Consider the following 21,552-nt stretch of genomic DNA (forward strand, 5'->3'; position numbering starts at 1 on the left):
ACCCTGCAGGCGCGTGTGAGTGGCTCGGTGGGCAGTGTGAGCTACGTGTGGCGGGGCCCTAACGGGTTCAGCGGGACGGGTTCGAGTGTGAATGTAAGCCCTGTAACCAGCAGTGGGAGTTATACGGTGACGGTGAATGATCCTCAGCAGCCGGGCTGTGTAGCCCAGGCGATGGTGGATGTGGTGGTTAACCCGCTGCCGGTGGTGGAGGTAGTTGCAAAAGCAAATCCGAGTTCTTGTATCGATAATAACGATGGAAGCATTACGATTGGAGGACTTGCTGCAAATCAAAATTATCAGATCCGTTATTCGCGCAATAATGGGGAAAGTATATTGCGAACCGGCACTGCGAATAACAATGGACAAGTCACTTTGACCGCACTTGCGGCTGGCTCTTACAGCATAACGATTGTAGCGGGCGAATGCCATACTAATTCGGTAACCGCTTTATTGTCAGCACCCGATTTGCCTGGTAAACCACAAATTTCGGTATCTCCGTCGGTAACAACCTGTATAGGTGAAGCTGTTACCTTAACCGCAACTGGCACTCAAGGAGCAACGTTCCAGTGGACAGGTTTAGGATTGTCTTCATCAACTGGCGCTACCGTATATGTTACTCCGATGATGGCAGGTAATCAATTATATACCGTGACGCAAACTGTTGGTAGTTGTTCAAGCCCAGAAGCTGCTACGGTTACGATAACCGGAATTCAATGTACAACGTGTACGGTAGAGCCACCGGTTATTATCTGTTCAACAACTGATATCTGCCCGGGTGATGCGGTGAAATTATATGCTACAGGTTGTGAAGGGACTGTCGTATGGTCGACACATGAGACTGGGGAGAGTATCGTAGTTACACCCACCGTATCGACTACGTATACGGCCCTATGTAAACTTGCCAATTGCATCAGCGAACCGTCAAAACCGGTCGTTATAAAAGTATCAGATCCACGTCCCCCAACTATTGTTGCCAGCTCGGTTAATGTGTGCATAGGTGGTTCGGTGAGCTTGACGGCAACGGGCTGTGAAGGGAAAGTCATCTGGTCAACGGGAGCAACGGGATCTGTGATTTCGGTAGTTCCAGAAGGTACAACAACCTATTATGCGAACTGCCGGATCCACAATTGTATCAGCGGCCCGTCGCAAAGTATAACCATCCGAACGGGACCGTTGCCAAAACCAATCATTAGCAGTACGCTCAATAGCGTATGTCCTGGCGAAAATAGTACGTTAACGGTGTCGAACTGTACAGGTACGCCAAGATGGTCAACAGGGGAGTCTACGGCGAGCATTGTGGTGTCTCCTCAAGAAACCACTTCTTATTCGGTTGTATGTGTACAAGGGAGCTGCACAAGTCCTCCGTCAGACGCACATGTAATTACGGTGGTGAAGCCTCAGCCCCCTTCGGTTGATATCAGCGCGGATGTAATATGCCTGGGTAGTTCGGTCCAACTGACGGCAATGAACTGTGCTGGAACGGTTGTTTGGTCTCACAATGCTACTGAAGCTAGTGTAAGTGTATCGCCAACGAGTAACATGACATACCGGGCCTATTGTAAAGTGGGTAATTGTACCAGCGAGGCTTCAATACCACTTTCAGTAACAGTAGTTAATCCGGCCGCGCCCATTATCAAATCGGATAAAACGTTGATTTGTGCGGGTGAAACCGTCACGCTGACGGCAGAAGGGTGCGCAAGTGGTCAGGTGATTTGGTCTGATCATTCAACGGGTAACAGTATTACGGTTCGTCCGGGTGCTACGACAAATTATACGGCACAATGCAAAGAGTATGCTTGTGCTAGCACGGCTTCCAACGTAATTACCGTCAATGTTACCAACAGTAACGCGCCGACGCCAACAGTGACCGCTTCGAATGATGTGGTTTGTAGCGGACAAACAGTAACGCTGACCGCAACTGGTTGTGGAACCGGAACGGTGGTCTGGTCGACTAATGCAACTGGAAATACCCTGGTTGTAAATCCGACGCAAACGACGGAGTATCATGCAGCCTGTAGGATGAGCGAGCAATGCAATGGAGCCCCGGCCAAAGTTACGGTTCGGGTCAATACCCCGGAAAAACCGAAGATTCGGGTCTGCAAATGCACCGATGGCCATATCTGTCTGGGTGACGAAATTCTGCTGACGGTTACAGGTTGCTCCGGCGTTCCCCTATGGTCGAATGGAGCGACAACGACGAGTATTCTCGTTTCTCCAAATCAGACAACAGCTTATACCGTAGTTTGCCAAAATCATCCCTGTACCAGTGCGCCTTCGGACGCGTATACGGTAGTAGTGAACACACCAACTTCGCCAGTCGTATGGTCCTCAAAAACAGAAATTGAACCGGGGGAAACGGTAGTACTCTCCGCTTCGGGATGCAGCGGTGGCCAGATCATCTGGTCAACGGGTATGACCGGAAGCAGTATTGAAGTAAGCCCAACCACAACGACAAGCTATTATGCGCACTGTAAAATCAAGGGATGTTTAAGTGATCCTACACCGGTCGTCATTCGAATCAAAGGGGATTGTGATATTCCCGTACCGCAGGTATCCATTTCGACTCCCGTGGTATGTTATGGAGGCTCAGCCACGTTGACCGCAACCGGGTGTACAAACGGTTTGATTGTCTGGTCAACGGGCGAAACCGGTCGTAGCGTTTCGATCCATACTATAATGGCAAATCAGTCCTACTCGGCGATCTGTAAAATGGATCAATGCGAAAGTGGTGCTTCGGCTCCCGTGAGCGTGTCGGTAACCATGCTCAACCCGCCCACCGTTGTTGCTGATAAAACCGTGCTGTGTCCGGGCGAAACCGCAAAACTAACAGCTATTGGTTGTCTGGGTGTCGTTACCTGGTCAACGGGCGCCAGCGGAACCAGCATCGAAATTCAGCCAACAGCTACCACGGGGTACTGGGCAACGTGTGCAATCGGTGATTGCGTCAGTGAGAAGTCGCCATTAAGTACGGTGAAAATCGGAACTCCGGTATCGCCAACGGTTACGGCGAGTAACACGGCAGTTTGTTTCGGAGGAGCGGTAACACTAAGAGCACAGGGGTGCCAGGATGGGTATGTTATCTGGTCCAACAATCAGGTCGGGCCTGAAATAGTCATTACTCCAGCCCTGTCGGCGACGTATTCGGCAGTCTGTTGTTCTTCCAGCGCCTGCAAAAGCGAAAAGTCGAATGATATTGTCGTTAAGGTGTCGCCGAAAGTGGCACGACCAGTAGCCACTAACCTAATTAATCAATGCCCATTGACAACGGCAGATCTGACCAAAGCCGTCAGTGGTACAACGTCTTCAACGGGAGGTATTTTTGAATTCTATACCTCAGCGACACCGGATCCGGCGCAAAAAGTAGCCAATCCAAAATCAGTGGGGGCCGGTACCTATTATGTCGTTGAGAAAACCACAACCGGTTGTTTTAGCCTGTCAAGTCCGATTATGGTGGTGATTATTGACTGCGAGAATGCGGTGTTGTGCACCACCAGCCCAGCTTCCGTGTCGGCGGGGCCAGATGCAACGATCTGTGCTGCAAAAGAGTATAAGCTGAATGGCGCTATAGGAGGTGCTGCTACAAGTGCCGTCTGGACTACCAGCGGTACAGGAACATTCAATAACGCAGCGTTGCTGGATGCAACCTATAGGCCGTCGTTATCGGATGTTCAGGCAGGGTTTGTTAATCTGACATTTACGACCAACGATCCTGACGGTAATGGTCCTTGTCAGGCGGCTCAATCGACCCTGCGACTCACCATTCAGGGGCCAGCTACTCGGCCGACTATTGCGTCGGTAAATACCGTGTTGTGTCATGGTGATTCGGTTGTCCTGAATGCCGCGCCAGACGGTCATAAGTATCTTTGGAATACGCAGGCAACTTCGCAAAGTATTCTGGTCAAAGCCAGTGGAACGTATTCGGTTCAAATTGTCGATGAGAAAGGCTGCACATCGGTTCCTTCCGAAGCGATGGTCATCACGGTCAAAGACCCGATCGAATCGCCGATTGCCCCGATGATGGCGCGTAATACGTGCCCGTCTCATACGGTTAATTTGGCTAAGGTGGTTGAGAATAAGCCATTTACGATGGGTGGTGTTTTTGAATTCCATAGTGGCGAAAATCCAAATTCACCCATTGTGGTGCGGCCCGATTCTGTAGGCCGTGGCGTGTTTTACGCCTTCGAACGAAGCATTTCGGGATGCTACAGTGCCGCGACAATGATTGATGTTTCTATCTTCGATTGTAATACAGATACTTGCCGCTCAGACCTATATGTTACTTATGAGGTAGACAAGCCAGCCCCCAAAGTGGGAGAGATTGTCACTTTTACGGTCAAGCTAGGCAACAAAGGAGCTTGTTCAGCCACCCATAGCGACATCCGGATTATTCTACCAACGGGCTTGGAGCTGGTTTCACCGGGCAATCTAATTGTCGATGCTCACGGGCATCTAGGGGCCTGGGTGTCTGTTCTGTCGGCAAACGAAGAAATAACGTACAAGTATACCGTACGGTTATTGACAAAGGGGCCAATTACAAATCTGGTTGAAATTACGTACCTCGACCAGGTAGATCCAAACCTGGCAGACAACAAGGCGACGGTTACGATCAAAGATGGCACCGCTTCCGAATCAAGAATGGTCGGTGTAGCAAAAGCCCTGAAGGGTGTTCGGCAAAAAGAAGAAACCCTATTCGAGTTTACGTACGAAATCGCGCTTACAAACTTCAGTAACCAGGATGCAACAAAGGTACAGGTGACTGACGATGTACAGTCCGTGTTCGATCCGCATGTAATCGAATCCGTTTCAGTAACCGTTGATAATTCATCAACCCTGAAATTGAATGACAGTTATTCCGGATGGGTTGGCAAGACGCAGCTACTGACTCCCGAAAGTTTTATAAAAGCGGGAACAACGGAACACATTCTATTGAAAGTCAACGTTAGAATGCATCCGGAGGGTAGTCTGACGAAGACTTTCTTCAATCAGGCGTATTTGTTGGCGCAACTGGATGGGACAACCGTCGATGATGCTTCAACGGATGGCGCCTTGGCTGATCCAGATAATGATGGCAACCCGAATAACAACAGCGAGCCAACGCCGGCCCGTTTCGACTCGGCTCCCCTCTCGCAGCTTGGAGTAGCCCTAGCGGTGACGGATGTGAAGCAACAGGCCGATAGCAGTTACAATGTCACCTATAAGATTACCATCAAAAATTACGGTAGCTCGAACCTGACACAAATTCAGTTGTCGGATAGTCTGGTTGCTGGTTTTGAGGACCCGGTTTCTTACAAAGTGGTTGGCCAGCCGATTGTGGGGGTTGGAAGCACGTTAACTCCGAACCCGAATTTCGATGGACGTGGATTATCGTCGCTGCTGGATCGTGAGAAGAGTAGCTTAGCTATTGGTGCTATGGATACGGTACTGGTTACCGTAAACATTCAGCCTAATCAGGCGTCAGGTCCTTTCTATACGCAAATCATTGGGTCTGGCCTCCATGCCGATTCGGTTGTGGTTGATCTGTCGAACAATGGCTTTAACCCTGCACCGTTGGGTAGTATCCCGACCGGCGTTCGGTTTGATCTGCCCCCTTCTTTATTAGGAGCCGCTAAGTTGATTAACAAATTGGAAGATCTCGGTTCGGGCGCTTACAAAATCACCTATACGATAAAAGTCACTAATCTTGGATTTGATGACTTGAACCGGGTGCAGGTGGTTGATAACCTGGCACAGACATTCGGTGATGATGTCCTTATTGGACCTGAGAAGCCCGTCGTGACGGCAGATGCGGGACTGACGGTTGATACAACGTATACAGGCCAAGGAATGTTGACGAATCTGCTGGTCGATTCACTCAGTAGCCTGCCAAGGAATAGTACGCGGAATATCAACCTGACGGTACGCGTTGATGTTCGGAACAGCAAGACGACGAACTACCATAATATCGCCGTGGCAAGCGCTATGGCATTTGATGGCGTGACGATGCTGACGGATACCTCAACGGCTGGTCCGAACGTCGATCCAGACAATGACCTGGATCCGAGGAATAACAGCACGCCCACAACTGTGATACTCTTGGGGCCACCTGTAGCACCAAATATAGGTGTGGCAATGGCGGTAAAAGACACGGCGCGTCAGGCCGACGGCAGCTACAATGTGACTTATCAGATCATTGTTAAGAACTACGGATCGAAGGACTTTACCAATGTTCAGATCAGTGACAACCTGGCGGAGGTATTCAACACAACGACGGGAGCCACTTATCGGGTGCTCGAGTCGCCAAAAGTTGCAATGGGAAGTGAATTGCGAAACCGTGAAGATTTCGATGGAGATGCGCAAACAGAAATGTTAGCATCGGGCAGTAAACTGGGGGCTGGCAAGAGCGATACGTTGCTGCTGGCATTGAATGTAAAAACTGATGGCCGCACCACGCCGTACCTCAATTCGGCCTATGCGATGGCTGTAGCTGGTGCAGATACGCTACGCGATGTATCGACCGACGGTTTTGATCCAGATCCGAACGGAAACAATGATCCGACCGAAAACGAGGAACGTGTTGCAACGCCCCTGATTTTAAATGCCAAACCGGATGAGATCATAATACCCGAAGGGTTCTCGCCCAACAGCGATGGTAAAAATGATTTGTTCGTCATTCGTAATACGGGAGGAGCTACCGTAAGGCTGGAGATTTTCAATCGCTGGGGCCACACAGTTTACCGAAACCTTGATTACAAAAACGACTGGGATGGCACGACAAATACCGGTGTGCGAGTCGGTTCGAGTGGAAAAGGATTACCCGATGGCACGTATTTCTACGTCGTTGAATTGAGTGATGGCCGAAGGTTCATACGGTTTATGACGATTAATCGCTAACAAAAATGATACGCAGTTTTACCAGAAAATTCGGAAAAATAGCACTGCTGCTGGCTTGCACAGTGGGTGCCAAACAGGTTCATGCTCAGCAGGACCACATGTTTTCGCAGTACATGTTCAACATGATGGCTTTAAATCCGGCCTATGCGGGTAGCCGGGAAGTGTTGAGCATGACCGCTCTTTACCGAAACCAGTGGGGAGGGATTGAGGGAGCTCCGCAAACCACAACATTTACCGCCGACATGCCCATCAATCGGGAGCGAATCGGCCTCGGCCTACAATTGTTTAATGACCGGATTGGCGAGTATAGTACTACTGGTGCCTATGCCTCCTATGCTTTTCGGATTAAAGTGGGCAGCCGGTCAACATTGGGGTTGGGTCTTCAGGCCGGGGCCAGCAGCTTTCAGGCCGATTTAACCAAAGTCCGGACGGATCAGGAGGGTGACCAGGCTTTTGCTCAGAACATTTCCAAAATCTTACCCAATTTCGGAACGGGGATTTTCTTAAGCAATGATAAATCATACATCGGCGTTTCGGTGCCGCAGCTAATAAAAAACCGACTGACCGATTATGATTCCGGTTTACAACAAGCGACCCAACGCCGTCACGTCTATGCAATGGCCGGCTTTGTGATTCGACTGAGTCCGGCGCTGAAGTTAAAACCGTCGACGCTGGTGAAATACGTAGAAGGCGCGCCACTGGGTATCGACGGAAACCTGAACCTATGGATTGCTGAACGCGTTGCGGTCGGTGTTTCATATCGCCGAAACCAGTTTAATAGCTACGAAAGCGCACGCATACAAGGTAAGGTCTACGACCAGGATGCGGTTGTTGGTATTGTGGAAGTACAGCTATCGGATCAGCTGCGTTTGGGATACGCTTATGATTACATGCTGAATACCATGCAAACGTTCAAACTACCTTCGCATGAAATTATGCTCCGGTATGAGCTTGGATTTGGAAAAAATAAGATTCTGACTCCCCGTTATTTCTGATACGGTTTTGGTAAATCCATAGTTTGGATTAATCCTCATCCGGCAAGAAAAGATTGTTGTACCATTTTGAAAACGATCCGAATTATGGCCTTTGACAAGCAAGACATGGGCTAATGACTGATTGTATGCGCTGTTTTTACCTGTTGTGTTTTCTGGTATTGGGTTGTTCTAATTTCCTGATGAGTCAGTCGTTATTGAAACAGGCCGACCGCCAGTTTGATCTGTTGGCGTACAACAACGCCATCGGCTTGTATGAGCAGGCGATGAATCGCACAGAATTATCAGAGAATGAACGATTGGCTGCGTTAGCCAAACTCGGGTATAGTTACCGGCAGATTCGGGACATGCCAAATGCTGAACGGGTTTATCGTACACTAACAAATCAGCTTAAGACGCCCGCTGACGAATACATTTCCTGCTATCTCTATTATGCACAGGCGCTGGCTAGCAATGGGAAGTACAAAGAGTCACAGGACGTTTATGAACAGTACAACAAACTCCAGACGGACGATCAACGGGGAAAACGGTTTTCAAAGCTTTACAATGACGTCAGCGTACTGTCGCGCAACGCCGGAAATTACAAAATTGAGTTTCTGCAATTTAATACAACCAAGTCGGAATTCAGTCCGATGTACTACAAGGAAGGCTTGGTTTTTGTTGCGAACAAACGCCAGGGGAATGCGTTAAAACGGGTTTTTAATTGGGACAATTCAACTTTTCTGGACTTATACTACATGCCTGAAGCTCCCGTGGTTCAGGAAACTGTTGCTAGTTTAGGGGGAGGAACAGCCAGTCGCTCTAGAAAAACGTCTCGAACTGAACGGGTTTTGGGCGAAGATGCCTATACGCGTTCGACGGCCAACGACAGCAAAACCTTAGGCTTTTCGATCGGAGCCAATGGGCAGCCTCTTACCATTTCGAACGATGAGGTAACGCCCGGGGCGAGTCGATTCAGCCGGGTCCTCAATACGAAATACCACGAAGGACCAGTTGCGTTTACAAAAGATGGATCCAAAGTTTTTTTTACGCGCAACAATTACAACGATGGGAAATACCGCGAAAGCTCCGACGGTATCAACAAACTGAAGCTATATGTTGCCGAAGAACACAGGGGGACCTGGAGTGGAGCGCAGGAACTGCCCTTTAATAGCGACGAATTTTCGACGGGGCATCCGGCATTGAATCCGAACGATAGACTACTTTATTTTGCCTCTGATCGCCCGGGCGGATTCGGCGGAACGGATATTTATGTGTCCAGACTTGCTGATGGGAAGTGGTCGGAACCGGTCAATTTGGGTGAGAGCATCAATACCAAAGGAAACGAACTGTTTCCATTTGTTGACGATCGGGGCAACCTGTATTTCTCTTCCGACGGGCATCCCGGTTTGGGTGATTTGGACATTTTTTATGCCCAGCTAGTGGGAGGAACGACCCCTAAGTCGGTTGAAAACATCGGAGAACCGTTCAATTCTTCCAAGGATGACTTTGGCATTGTTACCGATGGAGCACGTATGCTGGGCTACATCAGCAGCAACCGGTTGCGAGGAGGGAGCGACGATGATATCTACCGGTTCCGGCGGGAAGGATCCTTGTATACGTGTCGTGAACTCGTTATTCATGTATTCGATGCTTCAACTAAACAACCGCTTGGAAATGCCCGCGTCGATGTTGATCAGCAGGACCTGGAAGACGGGAAGCGGCAGGCACAGGCCGATGCTGAGGGGAATGTCCGGATTTGTCTGGACCCGGAAAGTACTTTTCTGATTTCTACTTCCGTGGACGGCTATCAGTCTAATCGGCTGGGTTTTTCAACCAAAGGATTGTCGGATGATTTGCCGGTTCGGTTGGAAATACCACTCCAGTCCAGTCCGCACGTACCTGGAAAACCGGTAAAAACCGTAGTCCGCGGACGGGTTGTCACTCATTCGGAACGCCAACCTGTCGAAGGTGCTGAAGTGGTGTTACGAAGCCCCTGTGACAGCACGGTTTTGAAAATGATGACCGGTCTGGAAGGAAACTACGAGTTTCTGGTTGATTTAGGATGTGACTATACGATCGAAGCGGTGAAAGAAGGCATGGGAACCGCGGGTGCCCGTATTTTGCCAGGAGAAGAAGCTCCTGCTGAGTTGGTCATGTTTCGTAAAGGTGATGTGATTGAAATCGATCATATTTATTACGATCTCGATAAGTGGGAAATTCGATCGGATGCAGCAGTAGAAATGGATAAATTAGTTGCTTTGATGGCTAGATATCCGGCGATGCGCATCGAGCTGCGATCGCATACCGATAGTCGTGGCTCGGCTGTTTACAACAAAACGTTATCGACAAAACGAGCCAGGGCCGCTGTTGCTTACCTTCAAAAAAACGGTATTTCGTTCCGGCGGATGACAGCGGTAGGGTACGGCGAAAGCCTGCTCCTGAACGAGTGCCGGGATGGAGAGGTGTGCTCCGAAGCCGATCACCAACGCAATCGCCGGACGGAGATAAAAATACTTCAGGTAGAATAGCTTTAATTTGTACCTTCGTACATCCAATCCCCCGTGTGAATGATTCGATCGTTTGTCTGGAAAACCGTCCTTACTCTTGCCTTGATCACGGCTTTTAAACAGACCGCCTGGGCCCAGCGTGAAGTCCTCTATTCGCAATACCTGACGAATCCGTTAACGATCAATCCGGCTTATACCGGCAGTCGCGAAAGCCTGACCATGACGGCCATTTTTCGTCGGAAATGGCTTGCCCTGCGTGGACCGGGTTTTGGGGTTACGCAAAGCTTCGGAGCTGATGGGGCAGTGGGGGGAGGCAAAGTTGGTATTGGACTTCAGGCCCTGAACGATCGGATGGGGCTTTACTCATCGACCGGTTTTTACGGAAGTTTGTCATACCGAATTACCTTACCATCGATGGCGAAGCTATCGTTTGGTGCTTCGGGCGGAATCAATGTATTGCCAATTTATGATCCCGCTACGGCATCCTCGTTTAACCGGGCTATGCCGAGTGTGGGGGCGGGTGTCTATTACGAAGCCGAACGGTTCTGGGCGGGCGTGTCGATGCCCGAATTAGTGACTCGTCCTATTGCTTTGGGGAGTCGGCAAAATCTTCCTGTGCGCTACCAACGCCCACTTTTTATCAACTTCGGGGGACGATTTGACGCGGGCGAAAGTATCGATTTTTTACCATCTATACTGCTAACCCACCAAACAGGCCTTCCGCTCGGGATCGACCTCAACGCTAAAATATGGATTGAAGAGAAGCTTGGGCTTGGGGTGTCGTATCGGGCCAACAACAGCTCCCTCATCAGTACCCTGAACTACTTCGTTCTTCTGGCAGAATACGAGTTGTCGAACAGTATTCGGGTAGGGTATACGTTCAACAGCAACCAGGTCGAGAACCCTTTTTATTTTCAGAAAGGCGTGCACGAACTGGTGTTCCGTTACACCCCGAGTCCGATCAAATTTCAGTATAAATAACCCCAAACGGTCGGTAAATGAAAGTTTCCGGATTTAGCTTCATCCGAAATGCCGTTCGGTATGATTATCCGATTGTTGAAGCGATTCAGTCAGTTTTGCCCCTTTGCGATGAATTTGTGGTGGCAGTCGGGCAGTCTGAAGACGATACCCTGGCGCTTATTCGATCCATTCCTTCAGACAAAATTCGAATTGTGGAAACCATCTGGGACGATTCGTTGCGGGCGGGTGGGCAGGTGCTGGCGGTTGAAACCGATAAAGCCCTGGCGGCTGTAGCACCCGATTCTGATTGGGCGTTTTATATCCAGGGTGACGAGGTGCTGCACGAAAAATATCTTCCTGTTATCCGGGAGGCACTGACAAAATACAAGGAGGACCAGACCGTGGAAGGCCTGTTACTCAATTACCTGCATTTCTACGGATCTTACCGGTACGTCGGCGACTCCCGACGGTGGTACCGTCGGGAAGTTCGCATTGTTCGTAACAACGGTAACATAGCCGCCTACCGTGACGCGCAGGGGTTTCGGACCTATAATAACCGTAAATTAAACGTCAAGCTCATCGATGCGACGCTGTATCACTACGGTTGGGTGAAACCGCCGGATAAGCAAGCCGACAAATTGAGTAATTTTGGCCGGTATTGGCACGACGATGCACACATGGACAGAACACGTCAGGAACTTCAGCACTTCGATTACGGCGAGGTTGATTCGCTGGCGTTATTCGAAGGAACGCACCCCGCAGTGATGCAGCCGCGCATTAAGCGGATGGATTGGCAGTTCGATTTCGATATCCGGCAAAAGAAATTATCCTACAAAAATCGGTTGTTGAAAGCAATCGAAAACCTGATCGGCTGGCGGATTGGTGAGTATCGGAATTACAAACTACTGTAAACAAAAGCTCCTCCGGTTTGGTACCGTACCCTGGGTTTTAAGAAAGCTCAACGGTCTTGGTTGTAAGATAGATAGTGGGGCAGCCTACGCGGCCTTCTTCCGTTTCTTCTCTCGGTGTTTTGTTTCGAGTTTTTCCTGGTGACGCTCCTCAGCTTCTTCTACAGAATGAGAGGCCGTTATTTTCTCGTCTTGTTTTGCTTTTTCTACCAGGATGCAGAAGTAGCGGTGGAGGGCCTGAAGCTCAGCTTCCGAAAGGTCTTCGATATTGAGCAATCGGTTGCTGGCACCGTCGTGGGCTGCAATTAATTCATTTAATTTGAGTTGAATGGCCATGGAATCCTTATTCTGCGATTTCTGGATCAGAAACACCATGAGGAAGGTGATGATGGTGGTGCCGGTGTTGATGATCAACTGCCAGGTGTCGGAATAATGAAAGATAGGACCGGTAACCAGCCAGATGATAATTGTTAGCAGTGCCAGTAAAAAGGCTGCCGAACTGCCGGTAGCTTTGGTGACAACGGTCGAGAAGTGTTCAAATTGGGCAGTGAAGCCTTTCTTTTTCATGGAAAGTTAGTTATGAAGAATAGATGGTAAATACGTCTGAGGGTACCCATATAGCGTGTGTAGGCAACGACACTCGTTCTTAGTCACGTTTGTTTAACAACGTCTAAAATCGGAATTTGGAGCTTCCTCCTCATTAAGATAGCATTAAACTCATTTTGGGACGTCAACGAATCCGGACAGGGCGCGCTGTAGTTGCTGAATCCTGGGATTTTTTGGTGGGTTTGACCGTGGGCGGGACATGGGGTGCTTCGAGCAGATCCGTGGGGCGTCTGGGGGCGGTGGTGGTCTCGTTACGATCCTGCTTATGCTTGCCTTGGCAGGCACTGAGTAGTGTCGAGAGAACAATAAAAGCCGTAAACCAGGAAAAAATAGTGCCTTTCATTAGGGTGAGCCGGAAAGAACTATAGACATAACCGGAACGAAATGGCTTTGTTTCACCGCCAGCGACGGAATTCTGATTTTGTCTGATAAATAAATAATAAGGTAGCTTTTGGATCGCATACACTTTGGTAAGTTTTGAGTCATTATAAACCGTTACTCGGTATGAGATTTTCATTTTACGTTTTTATAACCTCCCTGGTGTTGTTGGCAACTCGAGGCCACGCCCAGCAACCCGCATCGAAATTACGGGTTCTGGTGTTGACTGACATAGAGAATGAACCCGATGATGCCCAGTCGCTGGTCCGTTTTCTGACGTATGTCAATCAGTGGGACGTGGAGGGGTTGGTGGCAACAACTTCTGTGCATCAACGCAGCCGGGTGGCACCAGAACGGATTCGGCGGATTGTAGAGGCTTACGGAAAGGTTCGAAACAACCTGTTGCTGCACGAAAAAGGGTATCCCGAAACCGCTCATCTGTTAAATCTGATCAAATCGGGGGTTCCGAAGTATGGCATGGAAGCAGTTGGCCCGGGCCATGATTCCGAAGGATCGGAACACATCATCGCTGTTGTGGATAAAAAAGACGACCGTCCGGTCTGGGTTCCGGTTTGGGGGGGCGTAAACTGCCTGGCGCAGGCACTCTGGAAAGTACGCCAAACCCGTTCACCGGAGGATGTTGACAAATTTGTGGCCAAGCTGCGGGTGTATACCATTTCTGATCAGGATGATGCCGGGCCCTGGCTTCGGAAAACGTTTCCCAAGCTCTTTTACATCATTAGCCCTGGTTTTCACGCCAGGGGTGGTTATCATTATTCAACCTGGCGGGGCATCAGCGGGGACGGTTTTACGCGAGGGTTTGACGGAGCAGATTCCAACCTGGTTAGTAATGCGTGGCTCGACACGCATATTCGCAAGAACCACGGGCCACTCGGGGCCGAACATCCACATACGGACTTTATCATGGAAGGCGACACGCCAACGTTTCTTTATCTGATTGATAACGGTTTGGGCGATCCCGAACATCCCGACTACGGAAGCTGGGGGGGGCGTTATGAGCTGTACACACCCCGCACGCGGAAGTGGTTTCTTGAACCCGAAACCCGGCCAATCTGGTCGGACACGGAAGATGAGGTACTGGGTCTTGATGGCGCATGGCACAATACGAATAAAGCCACAATCTGGCGCTGGCGAAAAGCCTACCAGCACGATTTTGCGGCCCGGATCGATTGGACCACCAAACCGTACAAGGAAGCCAATCATCCCCCCGTGGCAAAACTGGCTCATGCCCGTCAATTGACGGCAAAAAGTGGGGAAGAGGTCAAGCTGAGTGCTGAAGGGTCCAGCGACCCTGATGGCAACGAATTAACGTACGAATGGATGTACTACCGGGAAGTGGGTACTTACGAAGGCAGCCGGGTTCCGGAGTTGCGGAGTAGCCGCCAGAAGAACGCTCTTTTCAAGGCCCCCAAGGTGGAGAAGCCCGAGACCCTACATTTTATTCTGGCGGTCACCGATACGGGCACGCCCTCGCTAACCCGCTATCAGCGGGTTGTTCTTACGGTCTTGCCTTGAAGTCGGCGATTTTCCGGCAGCGGAGTGAGCTACAACCGGTTACTCAGGGTTAGAACCAATTCGGCGGGGATGGTGTATGTAAAATATGGCCAAATCTTCCATTCCTGATATTCCCGGACGTGCTGCCCGCGAAAGCGCTAAATCCGATTCGCTCTCCTGGAAAGAACGTTTTGTGGCCTTGCGTAACATTCCCGCGTTTTTTCGTATGGTCTGGCAGGCTTCGCCGGGCTTGTTTTTGGGCAATGCGGTTGTCCGGCTGATTCGGGCCGCCATGCCGGCCCTTACATTATACATTGGCAAGCTGATCATTGACGAAGTGGTTCGGCTGTCTGGCCAAAACGGGGGCGATGCGCAGTGGCTCTGGACACTCGTGGCGGTTGAGTTTGGCCTGGCGGTAGTATCAACGGGGTTGGGGCGACTAACGGGTCTCATTGACGGATTGTTGGGCGATCTGGTGACCAATCAAACGTCGATCCGACTCATGGAACACGCGGCAACGCTTGATCTGGAGCAGTTTGAAGATGCGACGTTTTACGATAAGCTCGAACGGGCCCGGCGCCAGACTACGGGTCGGTCGATTTTGTTGTCCGGCGTTTTCGGGCAATTGCAGGAATTGATTTCAATCGGTTTTCTGGCGGCTGGTCTGGCAGTCTACAATCCCTGGTTGCTGATTCTTCTTTTAATCGCCGTAATTCCGGCTTTTATGGGAGACAATTATTTTAACCAGAAAAGCTATTCCCTCTCACGAAGCTGGACCCCCGAACGGCGCGAACTCGATTACCTGCGGTTTGTTGGGGCCAGTGACGAAACCGCTAAGGAGGTAAAAATCTTCGGTTTGTCGAATTTTCTGATCGACCGATTTCGGTACCTTTCGGTGGAGTATTTCCGGAAAAACCGGGTACTGGCCATCCGGCGGGCGGGCTGGGGTACGGTGCTTACCGTGATCGGAACCGTGGGCTATTATGGCGCTTACGTCTGGATTGTGGCCCGGGCCGTCAACGGTACCATCACCATTGGCGATCTGACGTTTATGGCAGGTTCGTTTCGCCAGCTGCGTTCGTCGATGGAAGGTATTCTATTGCAATTCAGTAGCTTAGCTCAGGAAGCTGTTTACTTGCAGGATTTGTTTGATTTCTTCGATATAAAACCGTTGATTCATTCGTCCGAAAAACCGTTGCCCTTTCCGGCGGTGATTCAGAACGGTTTTGCATTTGAAAATGTGGGTTTTAAATACACCAATTCGGATCGTTGGGCACTTCGTAATCTGAGCTTTACGCTGAAGCCTGGTGAAAAACTGGCGCTGGTGGGCGAGAATGGTGCTGGTAAAACGACACTGGTCAAGCTGCTGGCCCGACTTTATGACCCCGCCGAAGGGCGTATATTGCTCGAGGGGCGTGATCTTCGGGAGTATGATCTGATTGATTTGCGTCGAAACATCAGTGTGATTTTTCAGGATTATGTTCGCTTTAAAATGTCGGCAGGAGTCAACATTGCCGTAGGCGATATCGACGAGCGAACCAACCAGCCCCGCATCGAAAACTCGGCACAACGGAGTTTGGCCGATGCGGTTATTGCCAAATTGCCGGGTGGTTACGAGCAGCAACTGGGGCGTAATTTTGGCAAAGGGGTTGAATTGTCAGGTGGGGAATGGCAGAAGGTAGCCTTGGGACGCGCCTATATGCGCGATGCCCAGGTCCTGATTCTGGATGAGCCCACGGCGGCTTTGGACGCCCGGGCCGAATACGAAGTTTTCCAACGGTTTGCCCGGTTGACGGAAGGGAAAACGGCCGTTATTATTTCGCACCGGTTTTCGACGGTCCGGATGGCCGACCGCATTCTGGTGCTGGAAAGCGGTCAACTCCTGGAAATTGGCAGCCATACCGAGTTGCTGGAGAAAGGAGGGCGGTATGCTGAGTTGTTTCAGTTGCAGGCACGGGGCTATCAATAAGCTGAAATTCCTGACAGAGGCTCCTGGTCTATCAGAAATTTCGTTACGCTTCCTTCGGCACAGGACCCCGAAATGTATCTTTGGTCTTAATTTCCGGTAGCTTGACCGGTTTACCTTCCCGGGCCGACTGATAAATGGCCTCCATAATGCGCTGGTCCTGCAAACCTTCTTCACCAGGTGTAAAAGGCTGTTTGTTCTGCATGATGCATTCCGAAAAATGATCCATTTCGGTTGCAAACTGGTTTATTTCGGTGAGTTTAGGGTGTTCCGTGCGCTCAATTTTGCCCTCAGCATGGGAGGTTTGCATCTGAATGCCTTTGTACGGAAAAGCTGGGGATAACTCCATCCAGCCCCGTTCGCCGTAGACGCGATAACGCCGGGCTTCGTGCACACCGTAGTGGGTGGCGCAGTTGGCATATACACCGCTTGGGAACTTCATTTGCCACGACATGAGCTCTTCCACTTCCCGGAAACGTGGATCGTTGGGCGTGCTGTACTGGTAGCCAAACACTTCGATCGGTTCTTCGCCCAGCAAATACCGGATGGTATTCAGGCAGTAAAGTCCGATGTCGGGCAGTGCTCCACCGCCCGCCAGCGCCTTGAGGTGTCGCCAGTGTTGCGGATTGGCCGAATTCTGGTTGTTGACAGCTTCAATAAACTTCACGGTTCCGTATTTCTGCTCCTGCACCATCTGCCGAATCATCCGGTTGTTCGGTTCGTACTGAATCCGGTAGGCCACCATCAGTTTCCGGTCGGCTTTTTTGCAGGCATCGATCATAGCCTGACATTCCTGCACGGAATTAGCCATCGGTTTCTCGCAAAGAATGTGTTTGCCAGCCTGAGCACCCCGGATGGTGTATTCGGCGTGCATGGAATTGGGCAAGACGATGTAAATGGCCTGGACAGCCGGGTTATCTTTCAGCTTATCGTACTCCTGATAGCTGTAGCAATTCTCGGGTTTGATGTCATACTGCTGCGCCACCTTGCGCATTTTCTCGGCACTACCGCTGACCAGCGCTACCACTTTCGATTTTTTGCACTCACCAAAAGCTGGTAAAAGTTCGTCCAGCGATAAATGGCCCAGACCCACGATAGCGTAACCAATGCGCTGATCCTTCGGGAGCGGGGCGGGGGTCTCGGTTTCCCTTTCCGTTTTAGCTTTCCAGGCTTCCAGTTGAATGGGCTCGTCCGCGTTGGCGGGTACTTTTGCGGGCGGTGTTTCCCAGGGCGAAGAGGGTACACGCGCACCATCCGGAGTGTTGTAAACCGTTGTTTGTGATTGGGCGGGCAATTGTCCGGAGCGGCACGAAGCAACCAGACTGCCAACGATTCCGGCGGTGATTCCGCGCCCGGTCCACTGTAAAAATTGCTGACGCGAAACCGCTCCTGCATCATGGCCGTGAAACCATCCCATAAACTGATCAAGTTGTTTCATAAACATAGCGTTGAGAATACGCTACGGGTGAACCGCCTATGTAAGGGCATTGTTCAATTCAGAGTAGAAAGCCGAGAAAAAGGCCGCCAATTATGAGCACGTAGGGCGGAATTCTGGAATATTCCAGCAGCAGGATTGTAGCAACCACCACCAGCACCGATGACCACTGATCAGACATAGGCTGGAAAAGCGAAAAAGCCGCGGCAATGGTAAGTCCGGTGCTGGTTGCGTTAATCCCTTCCAGCGATGCCCGTACGGCGCGGTACCGTTTCAACTGGTTCCAGAAGCGGTATACAAAAAAAATAAAGAAGGTGCCGGGTAGAAAGATACCGGCGGAAGCCATTAACCCGCCCAGGAGCTGACCACTCCAGCCATCGGCGCGGAGGGATAATGCCCCAATATACGAGGCAAAGGAGAATGTAGGGCCGGGAGTGGCCTGAACGATGGCCAAACCTGACAGAAATTCCTGGCGACTGAGGTAGTGTTTGAATTCAACAAATTCGTTGTAAAGGATGGGTGTCAGCACCTGACCGCCCCCAAAAACCAGACTGCCGTTGCGGTAAAAGTTCTCAAAAATCCGGATCGGCATAGACTGCGTAACCGCCCCCAGAATAGCAGCACCGATCAACACGCCCAACCACAGAAAAAAATTAGCCCACTGAATTCGGATGGGTGCTTTTTCCATGATGATTTGCTTTTCGTACGAAAAAGCCGTGGTCAGTCCGCCCACCACCAGCACAACGGGGGTAATGTAAGGCGAAGGAAACGCATAAGCTGTTAAGGTAGAGACAATCGCCAGCACCAGTCCCATTTGGTTATGAATCACTTTTCGGGCAATGCGGTAGCCGGCCACAATCAAAAAGCCGACGGCCATAGGCTGGATAAAGCGGGTGAATGCCAGTGAAATAGAACGTTGCTGTACGTAGTACATCCCGATTGCTACCGAGGTCATAATCAACATGCCCGGCAGCATCCAGACCAGAAGCGTCAGGTAGGCCAGGTTAGGTCCACCGATTTTGAACCCCAGAGCCGTAATGGTTTGGGTAGAAGTGGGACCGGGTAAAATCTGGCAGAGCGCGTTGAGCTCCATGAGTTCTTCCTCTGTCAGGTAACGGCGTTTGGTGACCAGCCGGTCGAGCATCATGGCTAGGTGGACCTGAGGCCCGCCAAACGTAGTACACGCTAGGATCAGAACGTCTTTCAAAAAAATAAGATAGCGTATGCGCCTTACCGGGACGATGGGAGGGTACGTTGGGAGGTAAGAAGCCATACACGAAATTCGTTGTGAACGAGTTATAACAACTCATTCTATATCAGAAAGATGCAATTGCGTTAACTTCCTTTGTTTCGTCGAGTTTAACGATGAGTACTAAACGATTACGTGCTAATAGGATGGCTTACCAAACTGATTGTCTGGTAATTGAAATGAAATTGTCGCTTCGTGAACGGGTGTTTATTGGCTACAAACATCGGTTCATGAAGCGACAAGATAGGACCGTTCAATCGAATTATTGATACCCGTGACTAATTCTTTTTCAGCCCCAATTCACGCAACCGTTCGTCCAGAAAAGCGCCGGCGGTCATATCTTCATAAATTTTAGGGCTTTCAGTCGAAACGCAGCTACCGAGGCAGGTTAGATCCATGTCGGCCCGGGGGTGCATGAAAAACGGAATGGAAAAGCGGGGGCTATTCATTTTTTCGCGGGGCGGATTGACCACGCGGTGGATCGTCGACTTGAGTTTGTGGTTGGTTAGCCGGTCGAGCATATCCCCAACATTGACAATGACCTGGTCGGGCAGGGCCGTGATGGAAATCCACTTGCCGTCGCGTCGCAATACTTCCAGCCCTTCGGCACTAGCGCCCATCAACAGCGTGATCAGGTTAATATCGCCGTGCGCAGCCGCCCGAACAGCTCCTTCCGGAACGAGATTCGGGTCCAGCGGAAAATAGTGAATGGCGCGCAGGATGCTGTCACCGTGATCGACCTTGTCTTCGAAGTAATCTTCTGGCAACTCCAGGTACAGGGCGATGGCCCGCAACAACGTACGGCCGGCCTGTTCGAGGGTGCGGTAGGTAGTCAGCGTATTTTCTTTGAATTGGGGAAATTCGTCGGGAAACACATTATCCGGCATCCCGTTAATGGGTTCTGGCTGTCCAACATGGTAAAACTCCTTCAGATCGGCTACCTTGAAACCTTTGGCGGTTTCCTTGTTTTTGCCGACATACCCCCGCTGACCGTGAAGCTCGGGAAATTCATATTTTTGTTTGATTTCGGTGTCGGCGGCAAAAAACGCTTTTACCGAGTCATACAGCTTGCCGGTCAGCTCATCGGTCAAGCCGTGATTTTTAATGGCAACAAAACCGATGTTGTTGAAAGCTGCTCCCAGATCCCGGACAAACGCTGCTTTCCGCTCCGGATTATCGGAATTAAAATCGGCCAGATCCAGCGACGGAATCTGGTCATATAAGATATCGCTCATGTTGTTGATGGCCTTCGTGTAGTCGACCGCTAAATTACTAAAAAAGGCTTTCAGGTTTACAGCTTTTCGGACGGACGACTGGCTGGTGTGCCTTCTCACCCTGAAAGACTATACGCCTAAAAGCCTGATTTAATGCGTTTACGCCTTCATCGCGGCATTGTATAACTCATTGACTTTGCCCCAATTGACAACGTTCCAAAAAGCCGTTACGTAGTCTGGCCGACGGTTTTGATACTTCAGGTAGTAAGCATGTTCCCACACGTCCAGCCCCAGGATTGGTGTTCCTTTTTTCTCTGCCAAGGCCATGAGCGGGTTGTCCTGATTCGGGGTAGAAACAATTTCGATGTTTTTGCCACTGACGATCAGCCACGCCCAGCCGGAGCCAAACCGTCCGGCAGCGGCCTTGCCGAATTCTTCTTTAAACTTGTCGAAAGAGCCAAATTTCTTATTGATGGCATCCGATAGGTTGCCTGACGGTTGTTTACCACCGCTGGCGCCCAGAATGTTCCAAAAAAACGTGTGATTCCAATGGCCACCACCGTTGTTGCGTACGGCTGCGGGAGTGCTATTGTCGATTTTCTTAACCAGTTCGTCAATCGACAGAGAAGCCATTGAAGAACCCGCAACGGCTTTATTCAGGTTATCGACATACGCCTTGTGGTGTTTGCCGTGGTGAATTTCCATGGTCTGCTTGTCGATGTGCGGTTCCAGCGCCCCAGCGTCAAAAGGAAGTGGGGGAAGCTTGAAGGGCCCCTCTGCCTGGGTAAACCCGGCAAAAGCCGACGATTGTAACGCTTTCAGGGTTAGGACACTGCCAAATGCCATTTTTAAAAACGCAGCGCGATTCATATCCGAATGGTTTGAGGTGAGATACTCGGTTTCTGGGAAAACACGCCCGAAACAGCAATGTTTTCGTTCGGCGCAAAGAAAGCGACTTTTTTGTAACAAA

13 protein-coding genes are annotated in these 21,552 nt (G+C 50.4%); 7 read left to right on the forward strand and 6 right to left on the reverse strand.

Features of this window, described 5'->3' with window-relative positions; all coding sequences use genetic code 11:
- The first annotated feature begins 1,539 nt into the window (after positions 1-1,539).
- The 5 genes from ACYVH9_RS22220 (at position 1,540) to ACYVH9_RS22240 (ending at position 12,222) form a co-directional block, all read left to right on the forward strand.
- Positions 1,540-6,870, forward strand: a complete 5,331-nt coding sequence (locus ACYVH9_RS22220; protein ID WP_460638607.1) for a T9SS type B sorting domain-containing protein — start codon at positions 1,540-1,542, stop codon at positions 6,868-6,870.
- 5 nt (positions 6,871-6,875) lie between these two features.
- A complete protein-coding gene (locus ACYVH9_RS22225; RefSeq protein WP_460638608.1) occupies positions 6,876-7,865 on the forward strand; it encodes a PorP/SprF family type IX secretion system membrane protein in 990 nt (329 codons plus the stop codon).
- 125 nt (positions 7,866-7,990) lie between these two features.
- On the forward strand, positions 7,991-10,372 hold the full coding sequence (locus ACYVH9_RS22230) for an OmpA family protein (RefSeq protein WP_460638609.1): 2,382 nt from the start codon (positions 7,991-7,993) through the stop codon (positions 10,370-10,372).
- A gap of 39 nt (positions 10,373-10,411) precedes the next feature.
- Positions 10,412-11,332, forward strand: coding sequence for a PorP/SprF family type IX secretion system membrane protein (locus tag ACYVH9_RS22235; protein WP_460638610.1), 921 nt, complete (start codon positions 10,412-10,414; stop codon positions 11,330-11,332).
- A 17-nt stretch (positions 11,333-11,349) separates the two neighbouring features.
- Positions 11,350-12,222, forward strand: coding sequence for a glycosyltransferase family protein (locus ACYVH9_RS22240; protein ID WP_460638611.1), 873 nt, complete (start codon positions 11,350-11,352; stop codon positions 12,220-12,222).
- Between the two features lie 84 nt (positions 12,223-12,306).
- Here the strand turns inward: ACYVH9_RS22240 and ACYVH9_RS22245 are convergent, their stop codons facing one another.
- On the reverse strand, positions 12,307-12,786 hold the full coding sequence (locus ACYVH9_RS22245) for a low affinity iron permease family protein (protein ID WP_460638612.1): 480 nt from the start codon (positions 12,784-12,786) through the stop codon (positions 12,307-12,309).
- A 163-nt stretch (positions 12,787-12,949) separates the two neighbouring features.
- Positions 12,950-13,168, reverse strand: coding sequence for a hypothetical protein (locus ACYVH9_RS22250; RefSeq protein WP_460638613.1), 219 nt, complete (start codon positions 13,166-13,168; stop codon positions 12,950-12,952).
- 161 nt (positions 13,169-13,329) lie between these two features.
- Here ACYVH9_RS22250 and ACYVH9_RS22255 point away from each other — a divergent pair, with 161 nt between their 5' ends.
- Both ACYVH9_RS22255 and ACYVH9_RS22260 read left to right on the forward strand, forming a co-directional pair.
- Positions 13,330-14,739 (forward strand): DUF1593 domain-containing protein, encoded by a 1,410-nt coding sequence (locus ACYVH9_RS22255; protein ID WP_460638614.1) that lies wholly within the window; start codon positions 13,330-13,332, stop codon positions 14,737-14,739.
- 85 nt (positions 14,740-14,824) lie between these two features.
- Entirely contained in the window at positions 14,825-16,687 is a 1,863-nt protein-coding gene (locus ACYVH9_RS22260; protein ID WP_460638615.1) for an ABC transporter ATP-binding protein, read from the forward strand.
- Between the two features lie 43 nt (positions 16,688-16,730).
- Here the strand turns inward: ACYVH9_RS22260 and ACYVH9_RS22265 are convergent, their stop codons facing one another.
- From ACYVH9_RS22265 to ACYVH9_RS22280, 4 genes are all read right to left on the reverse strand, one after another.
- Complete coding sequence (locus tag ACYVH9_RS22265; protein ID WP_460638616.1) at positions 16,731-18,122, reverse strand: Gfo/Idh/MocA family protein; 1,392 nt, start codon at positions 18,120-18,122, stop codon at positions 16,731-16,733.
- Between the two features lie 58 nt (positions 18,123-18,180).
- Positions 18,181-19,392 carry a chromate efflux transporter gene (gene chrA, locus ACYVH9_RS22270; protein ID WP_460638617.1) on the reverse strand — a complete coding sequence of 404 codons (1,212 nt, stop codon included), beginning with the start codon at positions 19,390-19,392 and terminating at the stop codon, positions 18,181-18,183.
- Between the two features lie 254 nt (positions 19,393-19,646).
- Positions 19,647-20,603, reverse strand: coding sequence for an isopenicillin N synthase family dioxygenase (locus ACYVH9_RS22275; protein ID WP_460638618.1), 957 nt, complete (start codon positions 20,601-20,603; stop codon positions 19,647-19,649).
- Between the two features lie 138 nt (positions 20,604-20,741).
- Positions 20,742-21,452, reverse strand: coding sequence for a superoxide dismutase (locus tag ACYVH9_RS22280; RefSeq protein ID WP_460638619.1), 711 nt, complete (start codon positions 21,450-21,452; stop codon positions 20,742-20,744).
- Positions 21,453-21,552 lie beyond the last annotated feature (100 nt).

It is taken from the genome of Larkinella harenae, assembly GCF_054780515.1.

Coding starts and splice junctions, on each gene's coding strand:
- ACYVH9_RS22230 (WP_460638609.1), top strand. CDS start 7,991: ATGCGCTGTTTTTACCTGTTGTGTTTTCTGGTATTGGGTTGTTCTAAT.
- ACYVH9_RS22250 (WP_460638613.1), bottom strand. CDS start 13,168: ATGAAAGGCACTATTTTTTCCTGGTTTACGGCTTTTATTGTTCTCTCG.
- ACYVH9_RS22280 (WP_460638619.1), bottom strand. CDS start 21,452: ATGAATCGCGCTGCGTTTTTAAAAATGGCATTTGGCAGTGTCCTAACC.
- ACYVH9_RS22275 (WP_460638618.1), bottom strand. CDS start 20,603: ATGAGCGATATCTTATATGACCAGATTCCGTCGCTGGATCTGGCCGAT.
- ACYVH9_RS22255 (WP_460638614.1), top strand. CDS start 13,330: ATGAGATTTTCATTTTACGTTTTTATAACCTCCCTGGTGTTGTTGGCA.
- ACYVH9_RS22240 (WP_460638611.1), top strand. CDS start 11,350: ATGAAAGTTTCCGGATTTAGCTTCATCCGAAATGCCGTTCGGTATGAT.
- chrA (WP_460638617.1), bottom strand. CDS start 19,392: ATGGCTTCTTACCTCCCAACGTACCCTCCCATCGTCCCGGTAAGGCGC.
- ACYVH9_RS22245 (WP_460638612.1), bottom strand. CDS start 12,786: ATGAAAAAGAAAGGCTTCACTGCCCAATTTGAACACTTCTCGACCGTT.
- ACYVH9_RS22265 (WP_460638616.1), bottom strand. CDS start 18,122: ATGAAACAACTTGATCAGTTTATGGGATGGTTTCACGGCCATGATGCA.
- ACYVH9_RS22235 (WP_460638610.1), top strand. CDS start 10,412: ATGATTCGATCGTTTGTCTGGAAAACCGTCCTTACTCTTGCCTTGATC.
- ACYVH9_RS22220 (WP_460638607.1), top strand. CDS start 1,540: ATGACATACCGGGCCTATTGTAAAGTGGGTAATTGTACCAGCGAGGCT.
- ACYVH9_RS22260 (WP_460638615.1), top strand. CDS start 14,825: ATGGCCAAATCTTCCATTCCTGATATTCCCGGACGTGCTGCCCGCGAA.
- ACYVH9_RS22225 (WP_460638608.1), top strand. CDS start 6,876: ATGATACGCAGTTTTACCAGAAAATTCGGAAAAATAGCACTGCTGCTG.